General features: G+C 69.8%; 17 protein-coding genes. 8 read left to right on the top strand and 9 right to left on the bottom strand.

Annotated elements, in window-relative coordinates; genetic code table 11:
• The first annotated feature begins 33 nt into the window (after positions 1 to 33).
• Positions 34 to 414 (top strand): helix-turn-helix transcriptional regulator, encoded by a 381-nt coding sequence (locus ABZ552_RS27915; RefSeq protein ID WP_281875105.1) that lies wholly within the window; start codon positions 34 to 36, stop codon positions 412 to 414.
• On the opposite strand, the gene ABZ552_RS27920 is transcribed toward ABZ552_RS27915, so the two are convergent.
• The 4 genes from ABZ552_RS27920 to ABZ552_RS27935 form a co-directional block, all read right to left on the bottom strand.
• The gene (locus ABZ552_RS27920) at positions 411 to 1,004 is read right to left on the bottom strand and encodes an ATP-dependent Clp protease proteolytic subunit (protein WP_159842512.1); all 594 of its coding nucleotides are present in this window, start codon (positions 1,002 to 1,004) and stop codon (positions 411 to 413) included. The two genes, ABZ552_RS27915 and ABZ552_RS27920, sit on opposite strands and share 4 nt — an antisense overlap.
• Positions 1,005 to 1,224: 220 nt before the next feature.
• Entirely contained in the window at positions 1,225 to 1,830 is a 606-nt protein-coding gene (locus ABZ552_RS27925; protein ID WP_159842514.1) for an ATP-dependent Clp protease proteolytic subunit, read from the bottom strand.
• Positions 1,831 to 2,155: 325 nt separating this feature from the next.
• On the bottom strand, positions 2,156 to 3,706 hold the full coding sequence (locus ABZ552_RS27930) for a hypothetical protein (RefSeq protein WP_281875106.1): 1,551 nt from the start codon (positions 3,704 to 3,706) through the stop codon (positions 2,156 to 2,158).
• A gap of 388 nt (positions 3,707 to 4,094) precedes the next feature.
• On the bottom strand, positions 4,095 to 4,697 hold the full coding sequence (locus ABZ552_RS27935; RefSeq protein ID WP_281875107.1) for a TetR/AcrR family transcriptional regulator: 603 nt from the start codon (positions 4,695 to 4,697) through the stop codon (positions 4,095 to 4,097).
• A gap of 91 nt (positions 4,698 to 4,788) precedes the next feature.
• On the opposite strand from ABZ552_RS27935, the gene ABZ552_RS27940 reads away from it, so the two are divergent.
• The 3 genes from ABZ552_RS27940 (at position 4,789) to ABZ552_RS27950 (ending at position 7,338) form a co-directional block, all read left to right on the top strand.
• Entirely contained in the window at positions 4,789 to 5,997 is a 1,209-nt protein-coding gene (locus ABZ552_RS27940; protein WP_281916823.1) for an acyl-CoA dehydrogenase family protein, read from the top strand.
• A complete protein-coding gene (locus ABZ552_RS27945) occupies positions 5,994 to 7,049 on the top strand; it encodes a phosphotransferase family protein (protein ID WP_281875110.1) in 1,056 nt (351 codons plus the stop codon). Before ABZ552_RS27940 ends, ABZ552_RS27945 begins: the two co-directional genes overlap by 4 nt.
• Before the next feature lie 82 nt (positions 7,050 to 7,131).
• Entirely contained in the window at positions 7,132 to 7,338 is a 207-nt protein-coding gene (locus ABZ552_RS27950; RefSeq protein WP_357440823.1) for a DUF397 domain-containing protein, read from the top strand.
• Between the two features lie 26 nt (positions 7,339 to 7,364).
• On the opposite strand, the gene ABZ552_RS27955 is transcribed toward ABZ552_RS27950, so the two are convergent.
• The 3 genes from ABZ552_RS27955 to ABZ552_RS27965 all read right to left on the bottom strand — a co-directional run bounded on the left by ABZ552_RS27955 (position 7,365) and on the right by ABZ552_RS27965 (position 10,537).
• A complete protein-coding gene (locus ABZ552_RS27955; protein WP_357440826.1) occupies positions 7,365 to 8,612 on the bottom strand; it encodes a lipase family protein in 1,248 nt (415 codons plus the stop codon).
• 136 nt (positions 8,613 to 8,748) lie between these two features.
• Positions 8,749 to 9,417 carry a hypothetical protein gene (locus ABZ552_RS27960; protein WP_281916819.1) on the bottom strand — a complete coding sequence of 223 codons (669 nt, stop codon included), beginning with the start codon at positions 9,415 to 9,417 and terminating at the stop codon, positions 8,749 to 8,751.
• Positions 9,418 to 9,727: 310 nt separating this feature from the next.
• A complete protein-coding gene (locus tag ABZ552_RS27965) occupies positions 9,728 to 10,537 on the bottom strand; it encodes an APH(3'') family aminoglycoside O-phosphotransferase (RefSeq protein ID WP_281916818.1) in 810 nt (269 codons plus the stop codon).
• 134 nt (positions 10,538 to 10,671) lie between these two features.
• On the opposite strand from ABZ552_RS27965, the gene ABZ552_RS27970 reads away from it, so the two are divergent.
• Positions 10,672 to 11,169, top strand: coding sequence for a MarR family transcriptional regulator (locus ABZ552_RS27970; RefSeq protein ID WP_281916817.1), 498 nt, complete (start codon positions 10,672 to 10,674; stop codon positions 11,167 to 11,169).
• Positions 11,170 to 11,178: 9 nt separating this feature from the next.
• Positions 11,179 to 13,746 carry an MFS transporter gene (locus ABZ552_RS27975; RefSeq protein ID WP_357440830.1) on the top strand — a complete coding sequence of 856 codons (2,568 nt, stop codon included), beginning with the start codon at positions 11,179 to 11,181 and terminating at the stop codon, positions 13,744 to 13,746.
• Positions 13,747 to 14,046: 300 nt separating this feature from the next.
• On the opposite strand, the gene ABZ552_RS27980 is transcribed toward ABZ552_RS27975, so the two are convergent.
• A complete protein-coding gene (locus ABZ552_RS27980; RefSeq protein WP_357440833.1) occupies positions 14,047 to 15,066 on the bottom strand; it encodes a crotonase/enoyl-CoA hydratase family protein in 1,020 nt (339 codons plus the stop codon).
• 109 nt (positions 15,067 to 15,175) lie between these two features.
• Here ABZ552_RS27980 and ABZ552_RS27985 point away from each other — a divergent pair, with 109 nt between their 5' ends.
• Positions 15,176 to 15,775, top strand: a complete 600-nt coding sequence (locus tag ABZ552_RS27985; protein WP_357440836.1) for a helix-turn-helix domain-containing protein — start codon at positions 15,176 to 15,178, stop codon at positions 15,773 to 15,775.
• 262 nt (positions 15,776 to 16,037) lie between these two features.
• A complete protein-coding gene (locus tag ABZ552_RS27990) occupies positions 16,038 to 16,901 on the top strand; it encodes a cutinase family protein (RefSeq protein ID WP_281881118.1) in 864 nt (287 codons plus the stop codon).
• Positions 16,902 to 17,184: 283 nt separating this feature from the next.
• On the opposite strand, the gene ABZ552_RS27995 is transcribed toward ABZ552_RS27990, so the two are convergent.
• Positions 17,185 to 17,709: an Rv3235 family protein gene (locus ABZ552_RS27995; RefSeq protein ID WP_281875121.1), complete on the bottom strand. Its 525-nt coding sequence runs from the start codon at positions 17,707 to 17,709 to the stop codon at positions 17,185 to 17,187.
• Positions 17,710 to 17,833 lie beyond the last annotated feature (124 nt).

Raw genomic sequence — 17,833 nt, forward strand, 5'->3', positions numbered from 1 at the left:
CAGACCAGCGATCCGGGACCGTACGCTCTGCTCATGAGCGAGCACCCGAGACTGCACTCGATTCCCGGTGGACGCGACGACCGGCAGCAGGACATGCGGACACCGCCGGAACCCTTGTGGCGCGAGGTGCTCGGCGAACAGCTGCGCACGCTGCGGCAGGACCGCAGCGAGACGCTGGTCGAAACCGCTCGCCGGGCGGGCATTTCCCCGCAGTATCTGTCGGAGGTGGAAAGGGGGCGCAAAGAGCCCTCGAGCGAGATGATCGCCGCCTTGGCCGGCTCCCTCGGCACCACACTGGGCGAACTCACCGGCCAGGTGGCCGACCAGCTGCGGGCCCGGCGCCGGATAGCACTCTTGCGACGGCCTGCGCCACGTTCCGGCACCGGGCCCACGCTGATGGCCCTGGCGGCCTAGTCCCGCCGCCCCAGGACCTGGTCGACGAGGCCGTACTCGACCGCGGCCGACGCGGTGAAGACCCGGTCGCGATCGGTGTCGCGCCGTAGCCGCTCCACCGTTTGCCCGGTGTGCTTGGACAGGATCGACTCGATCTCCGCCCGCATGCGCACCAGTTCGTCGGCCTGCAGGATCAAATCGGGAATCGTGCCCTGCCCGCGCGCGGCGGGTTGGTGCAGCACCACCCTGGCGTGCGGGAGCATGGCGCGGCGGCCGGGTTCGCCGCCCGCCAGCAGCACCGCGCCCACCGCGATCGCCTGCCCGACGCAGGTGGTCTGCACGGGCGACTGAATGTGCTGCATCGTGTCGTACACGGCGAGCATGGACGACAGATCCCCGCCCTCACAGTTGATGTAGAGGTTGATCTCCTGCTCCGGGCTTTCCGACTCCAGGTGCAGCAGCTGCGCGATGAGCGCGTTGGCGACGCCCGAGTCGATCGGCGTGCCGAGGTAGACGATGCGCTCGGCGAGCAGGTGGGAGTAGATGTCGGTGATCCGCTCGCCGCCGCGCGGATGCTGCGCGATCACATTGGGAATGGTGTAGGTACTCATGCTGTGTCCTTTCCGGCATGAGCGGGGCCCTCCGTGGTCACGCTGCGCTGCCGCCTCCGGGCCTGACCGCTCATGCTGCGTCCGATTCCGGCATGAGCGGGGCCCTCCGTGGTCACGCTGCGCTGCCTCCTCCGGGCCTGACCGCTCATGCTGCGTCTGTTGTCGGCATGAGCGGGGCCCTGCGTGGTCACGCTGCGCTGCCTCCTCCGGGCCTGACCGCTCATGCCGAGATCCCGATTCGCTGGCGTTGGGGGACGATCTGCCCGAACGAGTCGACGATGTGGTCGACGAAGCCGTACTCCTTGGCCTGCGCCGCGGTGAACCAGCGGTCGTGCAGCGAATCCTCGTAGATTCGGTCGAACGGCTGGCCGGTGTCCTCGGCGATGATTCCGAGCACCGTGTCGACGGTGTAGCGCAGATCGTCGGCTTGGACCTCGACGTCCACGGCGGTGCCGCCGATGCCCGCTGATCCCTGGTGCATCAGCACCCGCGCGTGCGGCAATGCGAAACGCTTGCCTTTGCTCCCTGACGACAAGAGGAATTGCCCCGCACTGCAAGCCAATCCGAGCGCGAGCGTGGAGACCTCGCACGGCACCAGCCGCATCACGTCGCGGATGGCGAGCATCGAGGGAACCGATCCGCCCGGCGAATGGATCCACAGCGAGATACCCGCCTCGGGGTCCTCGGCGGCGAGCGTGAGCAGCTGGGTCATCAGCAGCGTGCCGTTGTCGTCATCGAGCGCGCCGTCGAGCACGACGATGCGGCGGCTGAGCAGTTGCTCGCGCGCCCGCCAGCTGAACATCGGGGTCTTGTCATCGTGAGCCATGGCTCCACGGTGCCGCACCAGCGGCACGAAACCGGCTGTCTGCTGCCGTGGGCAGATCCGCTCTCAGCAGCCGGGCGACCGACGAGCCGGTGCGGCGAGAAGACCGCGCAGCCGCGCCGAATCGCGCCGGGACTGGTGCACTATGCGCATCACGGTAGAAGCCGCGGTGCGGCTCTACGACGCGCTCGCCGACTGGGCGGAATGGGCCGGAACGGCGCCGCTGTCCGAGCCGAAATCCTGAAGCGCCCGGACGATCCGGCCCGAAGAACGACGATGCCCGTCGGCGCGGGGTGCGCTGACGGGCATCGTCGCCGGGAACTGGGCGCTAGGACTCGCGGCCGGCTGTCGAGGCGGAACGCTGCCTGCTGGTGCGGGCGCGGCGGCGTTCGGCCTGCAACTCGGCGAGTTCCTGCTCGAGGATGTCGGCGACGCGGAACGAACCGGTGTCGTAGATGTCCGGCGTGCGGGCCGTCGGCGGCTGCGCGATATCGGGCTTGGGGGCGTCCTTGTCGTTCTTGGGCTCCGGCGTCGGGCTGTCGCTCTTGGCTTCCGCCTGCGGGCGGCGCGTGGCCACCGGGATCTCCGCCGTCGCGACCTCGGTCTCGGCGACCGTGGTGCGGGGCTTGGCCGGGGGCGTCTGCCGGACGACCACCTTCGCTGCGGCGGGCTCGTCGGCGGGCACCCGCGCGGCCGGACGGTCCTCGGACCTGGCGGCCGCGACCGATGCGGGCTCGCTCGCGACGAGCTTCTTCCCGTTGGCCGACGGCGCACTGCCGTTGACGACGCTGTCTTCGACCCGCGTCGACGCGCTGAAGACTTCCATCGCGTCGAGGTCCTCGATCGACTCGGGCAGCAACGGCTTCCGCGGTGCCTCGACCGGCGCCCATTGGGTCTCGGCCTTCGCCACGGCCACGGGCTGCTCCTCGGAAACCTCCGGAGCGCTGTCGGTTTCGACGACCTCGACGGCCTCCTGCTCGACGACCTCCACCGGGGGCGCGGCCACCACGGGCCGCGGTTCGGGGTTCACCTGCTCGTGCGGGATGCCCGGCGCCTCGGGCGCGGCGGGCATCCGGTACCTGGGCAGCGTGAGCCGGATCTGCTCGGCCGGGTCGGGCAGGTCGCGGACCTGCTCGGTGGCCCTGGCGATGGCGAGGCCGTAGCGGGCGCTCGCGGCGTCGTGGATGAGCAGCGCGACGCCGATCATCACCGGCGCGATGGCGTGCACGGCCGCGTCGTACCACGCGCCCGCGCGCAGATAGGGGTAGGTGTTGAGGCTGACGGTCAAGGTCAGCAGGGCCATTTCGGCGGCCGCGACCTGACGGCGGTTGTCCACCACACCCCACTCGGCGACCTTGTTGGTGCCGATCATGATGATGATCAGGCAGACGCTGATCATGCCTTCGAGCAGGTAGCTGAACCAGTACAGCGGATCGGTCGCGCCACCGGGAGCGATGTTGTGCTGGACGTTGACCGCCGACCACAACATGCCAGCCGCGACGACGCCCGCCAGCGCGCGCAGCGACCAGGACCGATGCCGGTAGAGCGAGGCCAGCTTCGCGTGCGGGCTGGATTCGCGCCGTTGCGCGGCAATCGCCTTGCGGGCGAGCAAAAGGTCTCGCATGTCGGCCTTCTCGATCGCTTCGGTGGTCTGCCTGGCGCGGTCGGACGCCGCGGCGGCCGCCTGCGCCTCTTTCCAGCGCTGTCCACGCTCCTGGGTGCGAATCCGTTCGGCGAGCTCACGTTCGGCATACAGTTCGTCCTCCGACAGCGCCTCGGTGAGCGCGGGATCGAACTGGTAGGCGAGCCGTCCACGGGCCTTCTCGACCCGCCTCGCCAGCTGTGTAACCTCGTCCTCGATGGGATGTTCGATGACCATCAGCGCTCCCCGCACGGGAGAGTCGATGGCAGACAAGTGATCACGAATGGCAACGGCACGTCTCATTCATAGTCGATCCACCGCTACTGGCGAAACTGTTCATTTGCCATCTCGCAAAACTATTCGGCGCGCCGCGGACGACACACGCGCCGCGAGGTGATTCCCCGCGCGTCGCAGGCATTTCCCCTCCTACCGCGCAGCAGACCATTGATCGCTCTATGCTGGAGTGGCGCGCTCTCCCTTCGCGGCGGCGCGTGCGCTCCCGCAGCGCGTTCGGATACGCCGGTGCTGTCGAGATTCGCCCCTCGGCGGCACCGGGCCCGCCCACACCCCCGGGCCGCGATCATCGCGGCGTGCCGCGCCGGATCCGCGAACAGCTCTCCGTCACTCACCGGTGCCCGGCCGCGCGTTCGGCGTCCACCGAGTCGAGCACCCGGGACAACATGTCGAACAGCAGCCGGTCCAGCCCGTCCTGGTCGACGTCGTCGCGGGACAGCCACTGCACGGTGAGATCCTCGGCCATCGCCCACCACGAACGCACCACCAGGCGCTCGGCGGTCGAGCGCGCGGGCCGGCCCAGAGCGGCGAACACCCGATCGGTCAGTTCGTCGTGCATCCGCTCCATGATCGACTCGAGCACCGGGTCCTGCCCCGCGGCGCGGAGCAGCCCCACCAGTGGTCCGCTGCGCCTGCGCATGTAGCCCACGAAGTTGGCGATCATCGACGCGAGCGGGTCCGCCGCGTCCGGATCGGGGCCGGTGGCGCGCAGGAATCGCTGCGACGCGGCGTGCACGAGTTGCGCGTAGTAGTCCTGCTTGGTCGGGAAGTAGTGGAACAGCAACCCGCGCGAGATGCCCGCCTCCTGCGCGACCGCGTCGACGGTGATCTGGTGCCAGGGGCGATCGATCAGCATGCCCAGACCGATGCCGATCAGTTGTCTGCGCCGGTCGTCCGCCGAGCGGCGGCCGCCCGCCACGGCAACCTCGGTCATCCACCCTCCTCTATTGAGCAATGCTCAACAATATGCTACCAATGACCCGACCGGAAGTTGAGCAATGCTCAGCGCAGCCTCGAGGATGGGTATGGACTTCACACATTCCGACCGAGCCGTCCGTCTCACCGATCAGGTGCGGCAGTTCGTGCGCGACGAGATCGAGCCGCGCGACGAGGAGCACGCGGCTGCCTTGCGGGAATCGCCCTGGGCGGTCCCCCCGGTGGTCGAAGAGCTCAAGCAGAAGGCGCGGGCGGCGGGTCTGTGGAACCTCTTCCTCCCCGATCCCGAGCTCGGCGCGGGGCTGAGCAACGTCGACTACGCCCCGATGGCCGAGGCGATGGGCGGCTCCGGATGGGCGCCGGAAGTGTTCAACTGCAACGCGCCCGACACCGGCAACGCCGAGGTGCTGCTGCACTACGGCAGCACCGAGCAGCGGCAGCAGTGGCTGCGGCCGCTGCTGGACGGCACGATCCGCTCGGCCTTCTGCATGACCGAACCCGAGGTCGCCTCCTCGGACGCGACCAACATGGCCGCGACCGCCGTGGTGGACGGCGAGGAGATCGTGCTCAACGGCCGCAAGTGGTGGAGCACCGGCATCGGCCATCCGAACTGCAAGTTCGTCATCTTCATGGGCTTGACCGACCCGGAGGCGCACCCCTATCAGCGGCACTCCATGGTGCTGGTCCCGCTGGACACGCCCGGCGTGCGGATCGAACGGATGCTCACCACCTTCGGCTACCTGGACGAACCCTTCGGCCACGGCGAGGTCACCTTCACCGACGTGCGCCTTCCGCTGGACGCCGTGATCGCCGGGCCGGGACGCGGCTTCGAGATCGCCCAGGGCCGTCTCGGCCCCGGCCGCATCCATCACTGCATGCGTGCCATCGGCCTGGCCGAGCGGGCACTGGAACTGGCCTGCCGTCGCGCCCTGTCCCGCACGGCGTTCGGCAAGCCGCTGGCCAATCTCGGCGGGAACCGCGAGCGCATCGCCAACGCGCGCGTCGCGATCGATCAGGCGCGGTTGCTCGTCCTGCACACCGCCTGGTTGCTGGACACCAAGGGCCTCGCCGGCGCGCGCAGCGAGGTCTCCCAGATCAAGGCGGTCGTGCCGAGGATGACCCAAGAAGTGCTCGACATGGCGATCCAATTGCACGGCGGCGCCGGGCTTTCCGACGATTTCCCGCTGGCGCGCGCGTTCGCCGGCATTCGCTCGCTGCGCTTCGCCGACGGCCCCGACGAGGTGCATCTGGGCGTGATCGCCCGCCAGGAGCTGCGCAAATACGGAACCGACCGGTGAACGCTCCGGACGCCGCCGCGGTCCGCGCGGAGGACGCCTTCGACGTCGCCGCGATGCACGCCTGGCTCGCCGAGCGGGTACCGGGTCTGAGCGAGCCGCCCGAGGTGCGCCAGTTCTCCGGAGGTGCGTCGAATCTGACGTATCTGCTGCGCTACCCGGATCGCGACCTGATCCTGCGCCGCCCGCCGGGTGGCACCAAAGCGGCATCCGCGCACGACATGGGCCGGGAGTTCCTGGTGCAGCAGCGGCTGCGTCCGCACTATCGCTACGTGCCGCGGATGGTGGCCCGGTGCGCCGATCCGGAGGTGATCGGCAGCGAGTTCTACGTGATGGAGCGGGTGGCGGGCACGATCCTGCGGGGCGATCTGCCCGAGGGCACCAGCCTGTCCCCGGACCAGGCGCGACGCCTGTCCACCGCGGCGTTCGACTGCCTGATCGAATTGCACCAGGTGGACCCCGTCGCCGCCGGGCTCACCGAGATCGGGCGGGGCGCGGGCTATGTGGGCCGTCAGGTCGCGGGCTGGTCGCGGCGCTTCGTGAACGCCCGCACCGACAACGTGGGCGATTTCGCCGCGGTGATGACCTGGCTGGACGCCAACCAGCCCGCGGACGTCGCCACCACCGTCATCCACAACGACTTCCGCCTGGACAATCTGGTGCTGGACCCGTCGGGCTCGGGCGCGATCGTCGGCGTGCTCGATTGGGAGATGGCGACGCTGGGCGATCCGCTGATGGATCTCGGTGGTGCGCTGGCCTACTGGGTGCAGGCGGACGACGACGAGGTCATGCGGGCCTCCCGCCGTCAGCCCAGTCACCTGCCCGGCATGCTGACCCGCGCGCAGATCGTCGAACACTATTGCGCGCGCACCGGACGTTCGGCCGAGAACTGGCCGTTCTACGAGGTCTTCGGGTTGTTCCGCCTCGCCGTCATCGCCCAGCAGATCTACTACCGCTACCACCACGGACAGACCACGAATCCGGCGTTCAAGGACTTCTGGATGCTGATCAACTATTTGGAGTGGCGCTGCCGGAAGGTCGCCGGGCTGACCTGAGATTCGTTCTGGATACGCCGCCGGATTTCCTCCACCGACCGCTGGCCGGTGGACCGTTCACCCTGCTGAGTTTCGACGAGCAGTGAAGGCTGATCTTTCCGACGCCAGGTGGTACAAGAGCAGCCATAGCGGCGGCGGCAACGACTGTGTGGAGGTCGCGCACCTCGACGGGGAAATGATCGGCGTGCGGGACTCCAAGAACCCGACCGGTGCGGCGCTGGTCTGCACGCCCGGCCAGTGGGATGCGTTCACCGCCGTTGTCGCAGATGGCGCGTTCGACCGCCCGTAGTCGCGTAGCCCGGCATCGGCCGCTTGTCATCGCCCGAGCGCGATGGAACCGACGTCGGTCGTGGTGCAGTGGTTCTGCACCGGCACTCCGGCGAACCGTTCGCGCAGCCAGGCGATCACGCTGCTCTCGGCGAGCGTATTGAGAGTCAGGTGTTCGCTCGAATGGTCGCGGATATAGGTGACTCGGGCGGATGGGTCCCGGCAGTAGGCGGAGGCGAGCGCGTCGGCCGGGCCGATGGGGACGAGCCAGTCGGCGGCCGCGTGGTAGAGGAAGACCGGGGCGTCGGGAACCGACTTGCCCATCCTGGTGCGGTCGAAAACCGCGCGCAGCACCGGCGTGTGCAGTAGGCCGCCCTGCACCAGGCTGTCGATGTCGAGGAAGGGTTCCGTGACGGCTTGATGCAGCACGCAGCTGCGGTCCTTCGCGGCCAGCAACTGACGGCCGCGCGGTGTCGCGTTCGCCCGCAGGTAAGCGTCGAGTTCCGGCTCCTCCCGCGCGAGGCCGATGACAGCGGCCGCGACCAGCCCAGCGCCCGGGCCCCGGTTCGCCTCGCGCGACAGGACCTCGAGGTCGACGTCGGTGCCGCCGGAGACCACGCCGACGACGTTCAGCTCCGGCGCGTAGGCGCTGCGCAGTTCCGCGCCGTGCAGTGTGGGAATCGAGCCCCCGGAATATCCCCACATCGCCACCTCGGTGCCGGCTCCCGGCAGTTGCAGCGGACCGAAGCGCTCCGCGGCGCGAATGCCGTCCAGCGCGATCCGTGCGGCCAGCGGGCCATGGGCGAACGCCGCGTTCGGCCCTTGATGATCCGGCACCACGACCGTCCAGCCCTGCGCCAACAGCGCCGGAGCACTGCGCAGCGGATCGATCTGCCCGTCGAGCACACCGGCCTGCACCGACCGGCGCACCGTGTAGGACGGTGCGCAGAACAGTCCGGTGGAATCCTCGGCGGCGTGCAGGGATACCAATTTGCTGTTCGAGGCAGCGGGTTTCAGCAGCGTCGCGACGGCGGCGAGGGGCTGGTCGGCGCTGTCGCCGGACCGGTAGGAGAGCTGCCAGGCCTCGGCGTCCAGCGCCGCGAGCTGATTCGCGATGACGACCGGCCGCGCGGCAAGGATCTCGCCGGGCCGCTTGGCGGCGACCAGCTCGGCGGGCGGCCGGTAGAAGGGGTCCTGCTCGGGCGGCAGGGGCTCCCCCACCGCCGGAATCTCCGGCTCGGCCGGAGCAGGCGCGCACGGCATGAGCAGCACCGAAAGAGCCGTTGCGACAACCACACAGCACCGTGCGTACACCACCGACGACCTCCCCTGGAATCGACCGCTTATGCAGAGCATTTCGCGCCGATCGACCGCCCCGGCAGTGGCATCGTAGCGAAAGTCCGCGCGCCCGAGCGGCGAGTTCGGCGCTCCTTCAGTTCGGTGGGGCGATCTTGACGATGGCGGCTTCGTCGTCGGTGGTGGCCACGGTGACGAACTGGCGGTAGGTGCGATTGGCGGAATCGGGGCGCAGCTCGGTGATGACCACGTCGTAGCGTCCGTCGAGCATGGGGGTGATCATGACGCAGTGTTGCGTCCCCGTGGGGACGGAGGCGATGCCCGCGTCGATCACCGCGACCGGCGGCACCGCGGCGTCCGGCACCGTCAGCGACCGCGCGACCGCGCCCGACCGGGTCACGTAGTAGGCGTGCTGGAAGGCCAGGATCACGTCCGGCCCCGAGGCGGTCGAACCGGTTCCGTTGCCGCGCACCAGCTGTGCGCCGCGCGTCGGCTCGCAGCCGGGACCGCCGCCCAGCACCGGGTCCGCCACCGTGGCCGATTGCAGCGGCGCCGAGGCCGCGTCCGTGTAGACCAGCACCAGCGCGGCGGCGGCGAGCGAGGCGGCCAGCCCGGCGCCCCCGACCAGCCATGCCCGGCGTGCGCCGCGCCGGGCGCGACGCCGAGCACGGACCGCGCGATGCCGGTCCCGTGGTGGCGGCGGGTCCTGGGCGGAGATCATCCCCGGCCAGGTGGGCACGCGTCCGACCCGGACCTGGCCCCGGCGGGCGCGTCGGCCGCCGGGCTCGGACGTGTTCGACGACATGATCTCGCCGCACCCCCTTTTACCGGTGCCTACTCGGCCACCGTGGGTTCCCTCTCAATGCCGTTGCGCAATAACAACATTGCATATCTCACCGGATTCTGTCGGTCGAATGCTCAACAGGCAAGGCCGAACCCCGGCGCGGCGACGCCAGGAGCACGGGTTAGCGGCGTGTCCGGACCGGGTGGTCGGTGCGGTTCCGGGCCGACCGAGCTCATCGCGATGCGCTTCGACTGCAACGAGATCGCGGGGCCATGAGCGAGGTGGCGGCCTACGGCACCGCCGGGCTGATCAAACCTGTGACGCAGCCGAGCTAGCCCCAGGTGAGCGGATCCAGATGGAGGAAGAACCGCTGACGCGCGGCGTCCAGCTCGATGCCGTATCGATCGGCGAAGACGCGGTCGGCGTCTTCGGCGCGCCGCTCGTCCTGCCATGATTCCCTGGCATTGGCCAGCAGCAGCGCGATATCGGCGTACGGGTCGGCGACGCCGAGACGCCCGAGGTCGACGAATCCGGCGACAGTGTGCGTGTCCGGATCGAGAATGATGTTGGGCAGGCACAGATCGCCGTGGCACACCACGGCTTCGGCGGATTCCTGCGTCATCCGCTGTCCCAATTCGGTGGCCAGCCGGGTGAGCAAGACAGTGGGCGGAGTGTCCTGCTGTTCCTCCGGGAGGAACTCGGTGTGGACCGCGCCGCGCACCACCACGTCCTGGGCGATCGCGAACATCCGCGCCAGGCCGCGGTCGAACGGGCATTCCTCGGCGGGCAGATCGTGCAGGCGGCGCACCGCGTCCGCGATGGACGCCCATGCACCGGAAAGTGTCCGCACGGGAACAACGTCCGCGGCGACGCCCGGGACGGCGCTGGTGACCAAGCAGGCGCCGCCGGCGTCGGTCCGCCAGTCCAGCACGCGGGGGCCGGGGATATCGTGGCCGTCCAGCCAGGCCACCTTGTCCCGTTCCAGCGCGAGGTCGGCGGCCTGGCCGGGGTCGACACACTTGGCGTAGCGCGAACCGTCGGCAGACCGGAACACCTCGGCGCCGGACTCCCCGATGCCGACCGGTTCCCATCGGCAGTCGTTCGGCAGGGCGGCGCGGAAGCGAACAAGCGACTCGGACACGCCATCGACGGTAGCAACGCAACCCGCGCGCGACCCACCGCGCAGACCGCGGGCAACCCGGATGTATAGTTGCCAAAAGCAACTAGTTGTACATGCTAATCAATCTGCCGGTGGGGAACGTCGAGGTGAGTGTCATGTCCGCAACCGCTCGCGAGCGCCAGGTCACCGCGACCGAACTCGCGGCCGCCGACGAACTCGGTCAGCGGCTGGTCCGGTTCATGCGCGCGGTCAACCGGGCGAAGTGGCTGCCGGCCCGGCCCGGTCCGGACGGACTGGAGCGACTCGCCTACTCCGTGCTGTTCTGCCTGGTGCACGAGGGGCCGCAGCGCGCGGGCAGGCTCGCCGAATTGCTGCACGCCGAGGCGTCCACCATCAGCAGACAGAGCAGATCCCTTGTGGCGCACGGCCTGGTGGAACGCCGGGCCGACCCGGTCGACGGCCGCGCGTGCGTGCTGGCGGCCACCGCGGAAGGCGTACGCGTCTTCGAGGAGAACCGGGCGCTGCGCAACCGGTGGCTGGCCGACATCCTGGCCGACTGGCCCGCATCGGACCGCGACACCCTCACCACACTGCTCGACCGGCTCACCGCAGGAATAGAGACCACTCCCCGACACCCAGCCGATCCGAAATAGGGCTCATCCATGACGACTTCCACCACCCGGGCTCCGCGGAACCCGGACGCAGGCGCGGACACGTCACTGTCGCACCGGCAGATCCTGACCATCCTGTCCGGCCTGCTGCTCGGCATGTTCCTGGCCGCGCTCGACCAGAACATCGTCAGCGTCGCGATTGTCAAGATCGCCAACAGCTTGCACGGCTTCGACGAACAGGCGTGGGCGACCACCGCTTACCTGATCACCGCGACGATCACCACGCCGCTGTACGGCAAGCTGGCCGACATCTACGGCCGTAAGCCGTTCTACCTCACGGCGATCGGCCTGTTCGTCATCGGCTCGGTGGCGTGCACCTTCGCGGGCTCGATGTATCAGCTCGCCGCCTTCCGCGCCTTCCAGGGTCTGGGCGCGGGCGGGCTGATGTCGTTGGCGTTCACCATCATCGGTGACATCGTCCCGGTCCGGGAACGGGTGCGGTACCAGGGCTATTTCATGATGGTGTTCGGCACCGCGACGGTGCTCGGCCCGGTGCTGGGCGGCTTCTTCTCCGACTACGAAGAACTCGGCGGCATCGAAGGCTGGCGGTGGGTGTTCCTGGTGAACGTCCCGGTCGGCCTGCTGGCCCTGCTCGTGGTGGCCAAGGTGCTCAACGTGCCGCACCAGCGCCAGCAGCACCGCATCGACTGGTTCGGCGCGCTGACGCTGACGAGCTGCGTGGTGCCGCTGCTGATCGTCGCCGAACAGGGACGCCACTGGGGCTGGTCGTCGGACAAGTCGCTGCTCTGCTACGGCATCGGCGCGGCGGGCCTGGTGCTGTTCGTGCTGGTCGAGTTCCTGATGAAGGACTCCGCGCTGATTCCCCTGCGGCTGTTCAAGAACTCGACCTTCAGCGTCACCATCGCGGGCGGCTTCATCGTCGGTGTGGCGATGTTCGGCGCGATCACCATGGTTCCGCAGTACTTCCAGGTCGTGCGCGGCTACTCCCCGACGAAGGCAGGCCTGCTCATGTTGCCGCTGGTGCTGGGCATCACGGTCGGCTCGCAGGCGGCCGGGCGGATCACCAAGCGGACGGGACGCTACAAGATCCTGCCGGTGGCGGGCACGTTCATCGTCGCCGTCGGCGCGGCCCTGTACGCGCAGGTGGAATACGACAGCCCGCTGTGGCAGCCGCTGGCCATCGGCGCGGTGATCGGTCTCGGGCTCGGCTGTTGCATGCAGATGCTGATCATCGCCGCGCAGAACGCCGGACCGCGCTCGGACATGGGCGTTTCCACCGCGTCGGCCACGTTCTTCCGGCAGATGGGCGGCACGCTGGGCGTCGCGGTGTTCCTGACCATCCTGTTCAACCTGCTGCCGCACCGGATCATCGACGCGTTCGGCGGCGCGCTGCCGCCCGGGTTCGGCGCCGACCAGCTCAGCGGCATGCAGTCGAACACCAGCGGCATCGCCGCGCTCCCCGACGCGCTGAAGGTGCCGATCCTCACCGGCTTCACCGACTCCATGCACGGCGTCTTCTACGCGGCGGCCGGGGTCGCGCTGCTGGCCTGCGTGGTGCTGATGTTCATGAAGGAGATTCCGCTACAGGACGTTCCGGCGCCCACCGCGCAGGCGCCGGTCGACGAGACCGAAGCCGCCGAGTCGCACTGGGAGGCGGATCAGGTCTGGGAGGGCGCCGCGCAGGCGCTCTCGGAGCCGGAACCGGTACTCGCCGCGGCCGCGGGCGGTTACGCCTCGAGCGATCCCGCAGGTAACGGCGCCTACCGGCGCGAGCCCCGGGCGAGCTTCGACGGCGCCGAGCACGACGGCCGTTCCCTCGGCGGCTACGTGCACCGCGAGGACGGCAGGCCCGTGCCCGCCGCCGCGCTGACGCTGATCGACCAGCATGGGCGGCAAGCCGCGCGGACCAGCGGCGGCGCGGACGGCGGTTATCTCGTCACCGCGCCCGACGCGGGCAATTACGTGCTGATCGTGTCGGCCGCGGGCCATCAGCCCGCCGCGGTCAACGTGACCGTGGGCGACCGGCCGCAGCAATTCGACGTCACCCTGCTCGGCTCCGGCGAAGTGTCCGGCGTGGTCCGATCGAGCACCCTCGGCGAGCCGCTGCCCGGCGCCACCGTCACGCTGACCGACCTGGACGGCGAGGTCGTCGGATCCGCGACCGCGGCGGCCGACGGCGCCTACGTATGCCACGGCGTGGTGCCGGGCACGTACACGGTCGTGGCGGTCGCCGAGCACATGCGTCCCAGCGCGGCCGCGCTCACCGTGCCGGACAGCGGGCTGCTGCGGTACGACATCGAGCTCACGCCGATGGCGGTGCTGGCCGGGTCGGCGTGGTCGGACGGCGGCCGGGCGATCGCGGACGTGCAGATCAGTGTGCTCGACGCGGCGGGCGCTCTGACGGCCACCACGCGCACCGACGAGAACGGCCGTTACGTCGTCGCGGATCTCGCCGAAGGCGACTACACGGTCGTGGCGCGCGGCTACCCGGCGGTGACCAGCCGGGTCACGGTGAGCGGGGGCGAGGTCGCCCACGACGTGCGGCTGGGCTACGAACTCTCGGACGAGGCGACCGAGAACATTCCGCCGACCCGCTGACGGGTCCCGGAACGCTCGCCAGGGGCGGTGGTGCGAACACCACCGCCCCTGGCCGTTTCCCGGCCACGGCTGATCGACGGAATGCGCGACGGCGCAATCCACGCCACAGGAACGCGAACGGTGACGTCGGCCCGGTCGGCGACACACCCGCATGCCGAATGCCCCCCGTGAGGCGCAGTCGCTCCGCAGCCCGAGCCCACCCCAGAGCTGCGGTGTGGCCGTTGGCTCCTGCGCGGACCCTGACCCATCGGCAGTCCTCGCGAGGTCGTGGACAATTCCCCCGCGCCCCTCAACCGTGGTTCACTCCTCCGCCCGAGGTCGCTTGTGATCGCCGAACGGTTCGTCGCGCTCCCGGACTGCCTCGCGGAAACCCGCGGTGGCGGCTCGCGTCTGGAAGTCGTAGCCCTCTCGGGTGTGCCGGGCGATGCCGTCGAAAACCGTGCTGATCATGCCCGAGTTGGACACGCCCTGGGCGTACAGCGCCGAGTTGAGCGCCAGCTTCGCCATCATCAGCTGGTTGACCGGCATGCGCGCGATCCGCGCGACGAATTCCTCGGTGCGGGCATCGAGTTCGTCGGCGGGCCACGATTCGATCGCCAGTCCCCATTCCACCGCCTGCTTTCCGGTGAGACAGTCGCCGGTGAACAACAGGCGCTTGGCGCGCTGGTCACCGAGGCGATGCGCCCACATGCCCGCCGCGGGGACACCCCAGACCCGGGTGGGCGGGTAGCCGATCTTGGTGTCGTCGGCGCAGATGATCTGGTCGGCGAACAGGGCGATGTCGCTGCCGCCCGCAACGGCGAAACCGTGCAGTTTGGCCACGGTGGGCTTGTTCGCCTGCATCAGGCTGGCGAAACCCCGGTTGAACCGGCTCATCATCGCGTAGTCGATCATCGGGTCCCAGGTCCGCGCCGGATCGTGATTGCGGCCTTGCACCACCGGATCGATGACCGTCCCCGCCACGTCGCCGGAGCCGCCCGCGACCGCGAAACTCTGCTCGGCGAACATGCTCAGGTCGTATCCGCCGCAGAAGCCCTTGCCGCGCCCGGACAACAGGATCACGTGCACGCGCGGATCCAGGTCCGCGCGTTCGACCGCGTGCGCCAGATCGAGCGGGGTGTCGGGGGTGATCGCGTTGCCCTTCTCCGGCCGGTCGAAGGTGATGCGCGCGATGCGGCCGTCCCGCTCGTAGGTCAGTGTCCGGTACTCGCGCGTGTCGTCCAGGGCGGGGCGTCCGGTCCACGGTGAGTCCGGCGTCTCGGTCCACCCGCGATACCACGCGCCCGCGCCGCCACCGGCCTGGATGTCACTGTCGGTCATCGCTTTCCCTTCGACGCTGGTCCGGAACCCGGTCTCCGCAGTCTGGCGCACCGACCATTTGACAGTCAATATTGACTGTGAAAATGTGGCGCCGACGGGAGGAGCCGGAATGGCCGGAGTGCGCGAGGAGCGGAAACGAGCGACCCGTGTCCGCATTCTCGACGCCGCCGCCGATCTGCTGGCCGAACACGGCTACCGCGAGCTGTCGACCCTGTCGGTGCAGCGCGCGGCGGGTGTCAGCCGGGGGGCGCTGTTGCATCACTTCCCGACACTGGGCGCGTTGATCGGCGAACTGGTCGGGCATCTGGTAGCACGCAACGAGGCGGCCGTCCGCGAGGCCGCCGCCGGGCTCGACCACGGAGCCGATCCCGTGCTGCGCGCCCTGACCGCCCTCTACGAGTCGATGGCGCGACCGGCGGCGCAAGCCGAGTTCGAGTTGTGGGCGGCGGCGCGGACCGATCCGGCGCTCGCCGAGGCGTTGCGGACGGCCGAACGACAAGCCGGGCGGGACCTGCGGCGCGTGGTGGACGCGCTGTTCGGTCCGGACGTCGTCGCCCATCCGCGCTATCCGGACGTCCGCGACCTCACCATCGCGATACTGCGCGGCACCGCGATATCGCGCCCGCTGCGAAGCTCCGAACGCGCCGCTACGGCAACCATCGGCCGATGGGCGGAGGCCATGACAGTTCTTCTCGCGCAGAACTCCTAGCAATCGACAGGCGTCGGCGTAGCCGAATCGACTGTGATACGCGTCACTTCCATCGCAGATTGTGCCGTCTCCCACACTGTCGTTATCCTGGCTGCACTTTGAGACCATCGAGTCTCAATGCAGCCTTCGACGGGGCCGGGTTCGACCACCGCACGGCGCCGGCGGAGGCCGATCCTGCCGGGGAGCGCCTGCGGCGCCTGTATCACCAGGAGCAAACGCCATGCGATCGAAGTGGATCTCTGCGGCCATCGGTTTCACGGCGATGGCGCTGTCATGCGTAGGACCGGGCAGCGGGCCCGCCGTCGCCGCACCGGATTGCCCGAGCATGTACGTCGTGGCGATCCCAGGAACATGGGAGACCACCGACCGGCCGGACGAGCGCCCCGGCCCCGGAATGCTGGCCGGAGTCACCAGCGGACTGCCGTCCTCGGTCCGGGTGGACTACGTCAGCTACGCGGCCACGGCCTTCCCGTGGGAGAGCGAAGTTTACGGCGCCTCGAAGCGGGAGGCCGTGGACAACGCGCGCGGCATGATCGGCGCGATGGCCAGGGAGTGCGGCGCGACCAAGATCGCACTGCTCGGCTACAGCCAGGGCGCGGACGCCGCCGGTGATCTCGCCGCCGAGATCGGCACCGGGATCGGCGTCGTGCCGCCGCACCGGATCGCCGCGGTCGGGCTCATCTCCGACCCGCGCCGCTCCCCCACCGACGCGCTCGTCGGTCCGGCGGTGGGCGGCGCGGGCGCGGGCGGTCCCCGCATCGGCGGCTTCGGCTTCGTCACCCCGCAGACCCGCACCATCTGCGCGATCGGCGATCTGTACTGCTCCACGGCCTCCGACGATTTCATCACCCGCTTCGCCGGTTTCCTGGCCCAGACCTCCCACCCCGACCCGGCCAATCTCTGGCGCTACCAGCTCGAAATGGGCGCCATCGTCGGCGATCTGATGTCCAACGGCGGCATCCCCGTGTTGCAGAGCCAGCTGTCGGAATCGGCCAACCAGGAACGGGCCCGGCTGCTGGACGAGTTCTACCGCTCCGAAGCGCACACCGCCTACGGCAGCTATCCCGTCGGCGGCGGAGCGACCGCGCTGTCGTGGATGCGCGACTGGCTGGCGTCACTGGCCTGAGTCGGCCACCCCAACCCGTGCCCCACCCCGCGCCGCTCACCTCGCACGACTGGACGCGGGCGAGGATGACCTCAACGCGCTGCGCACGGTCCTCGGCCAGTCCGGCATCGGGGCGCGCCGGTCCAACCAGCTGGGTTCGACCGCCGCGCCCCGGCGCACCGTCCCCGAGCATGGGCGGCCGACGCGAGCCCGTCGCAGCAGCCCGGCAGTCGGGACAGTCGGCGAGATGGCTGGCACCGGCCTGAGCGGTATACCGCCTGCGCCGAAGACAGCACGCACCGCGTCACCGGAGGCGCAGCGCCGTCAGCCGCCAGCCCGCCGAGCGGGTTCGCACGATGCGTGCCGCCAACGCGAAACGGCGCGCGCCCCGGCCGTAGGTGGCGAAGACCTCGGCGGTCTTGTCGTCCACCAGGACCACGCTCACCCGGATCGGCGCCGCGACGCCGAGAGTGCGGCCGGGCACGAGATCGGCCCCGATCAACGTGCGCACCGCGGCGACGACCGTGGCGTCGGCCACAGTCGCCAGGTGCGGCAGGGGTCTCCTGCGGTCGAGCACTTCGAGGACGATCCGCACCGCCGACTCGGCGAACCGGCGCGCCGCGGAGCGTGTTTCGTCCCCCGCGGGTGCGGTGGATGGATGACTGCGACGTACCACGCCGCGTATCCCGGCACTCGACCGGCCGGAAGCCGCGTGCGGCCGGGTGCGGCACGGCAACGCCCGAGCGGGTGCCGGATCGGCGCGCCTGCGGCTGTCCAACGGCGGCTCCGGATTCGGCGCAGGCGTCAACCAATCCTGATAACCAGTCATGCACATCCCTTCGAAATCCGGTGGCCAGAGCCCTGTGCTGACCGATTCTGCGGACGCGCCGCCGGAAGTCGCGGGTAGTCGGCTACCTGATTCCGTCCGGACGTGCCGCCACCGGAATCGGGCG

It is taken from the genome of Nocardia sp. NPDC019219, from assembly GCF_040632645.1.
Classification (GTDB): domain Bacteria; phylum Actinomycetota; class Actinomycetes; order Mycobacteriales; family Mycobacteriaceae; genus Nocardia; species Nocardia sputorum.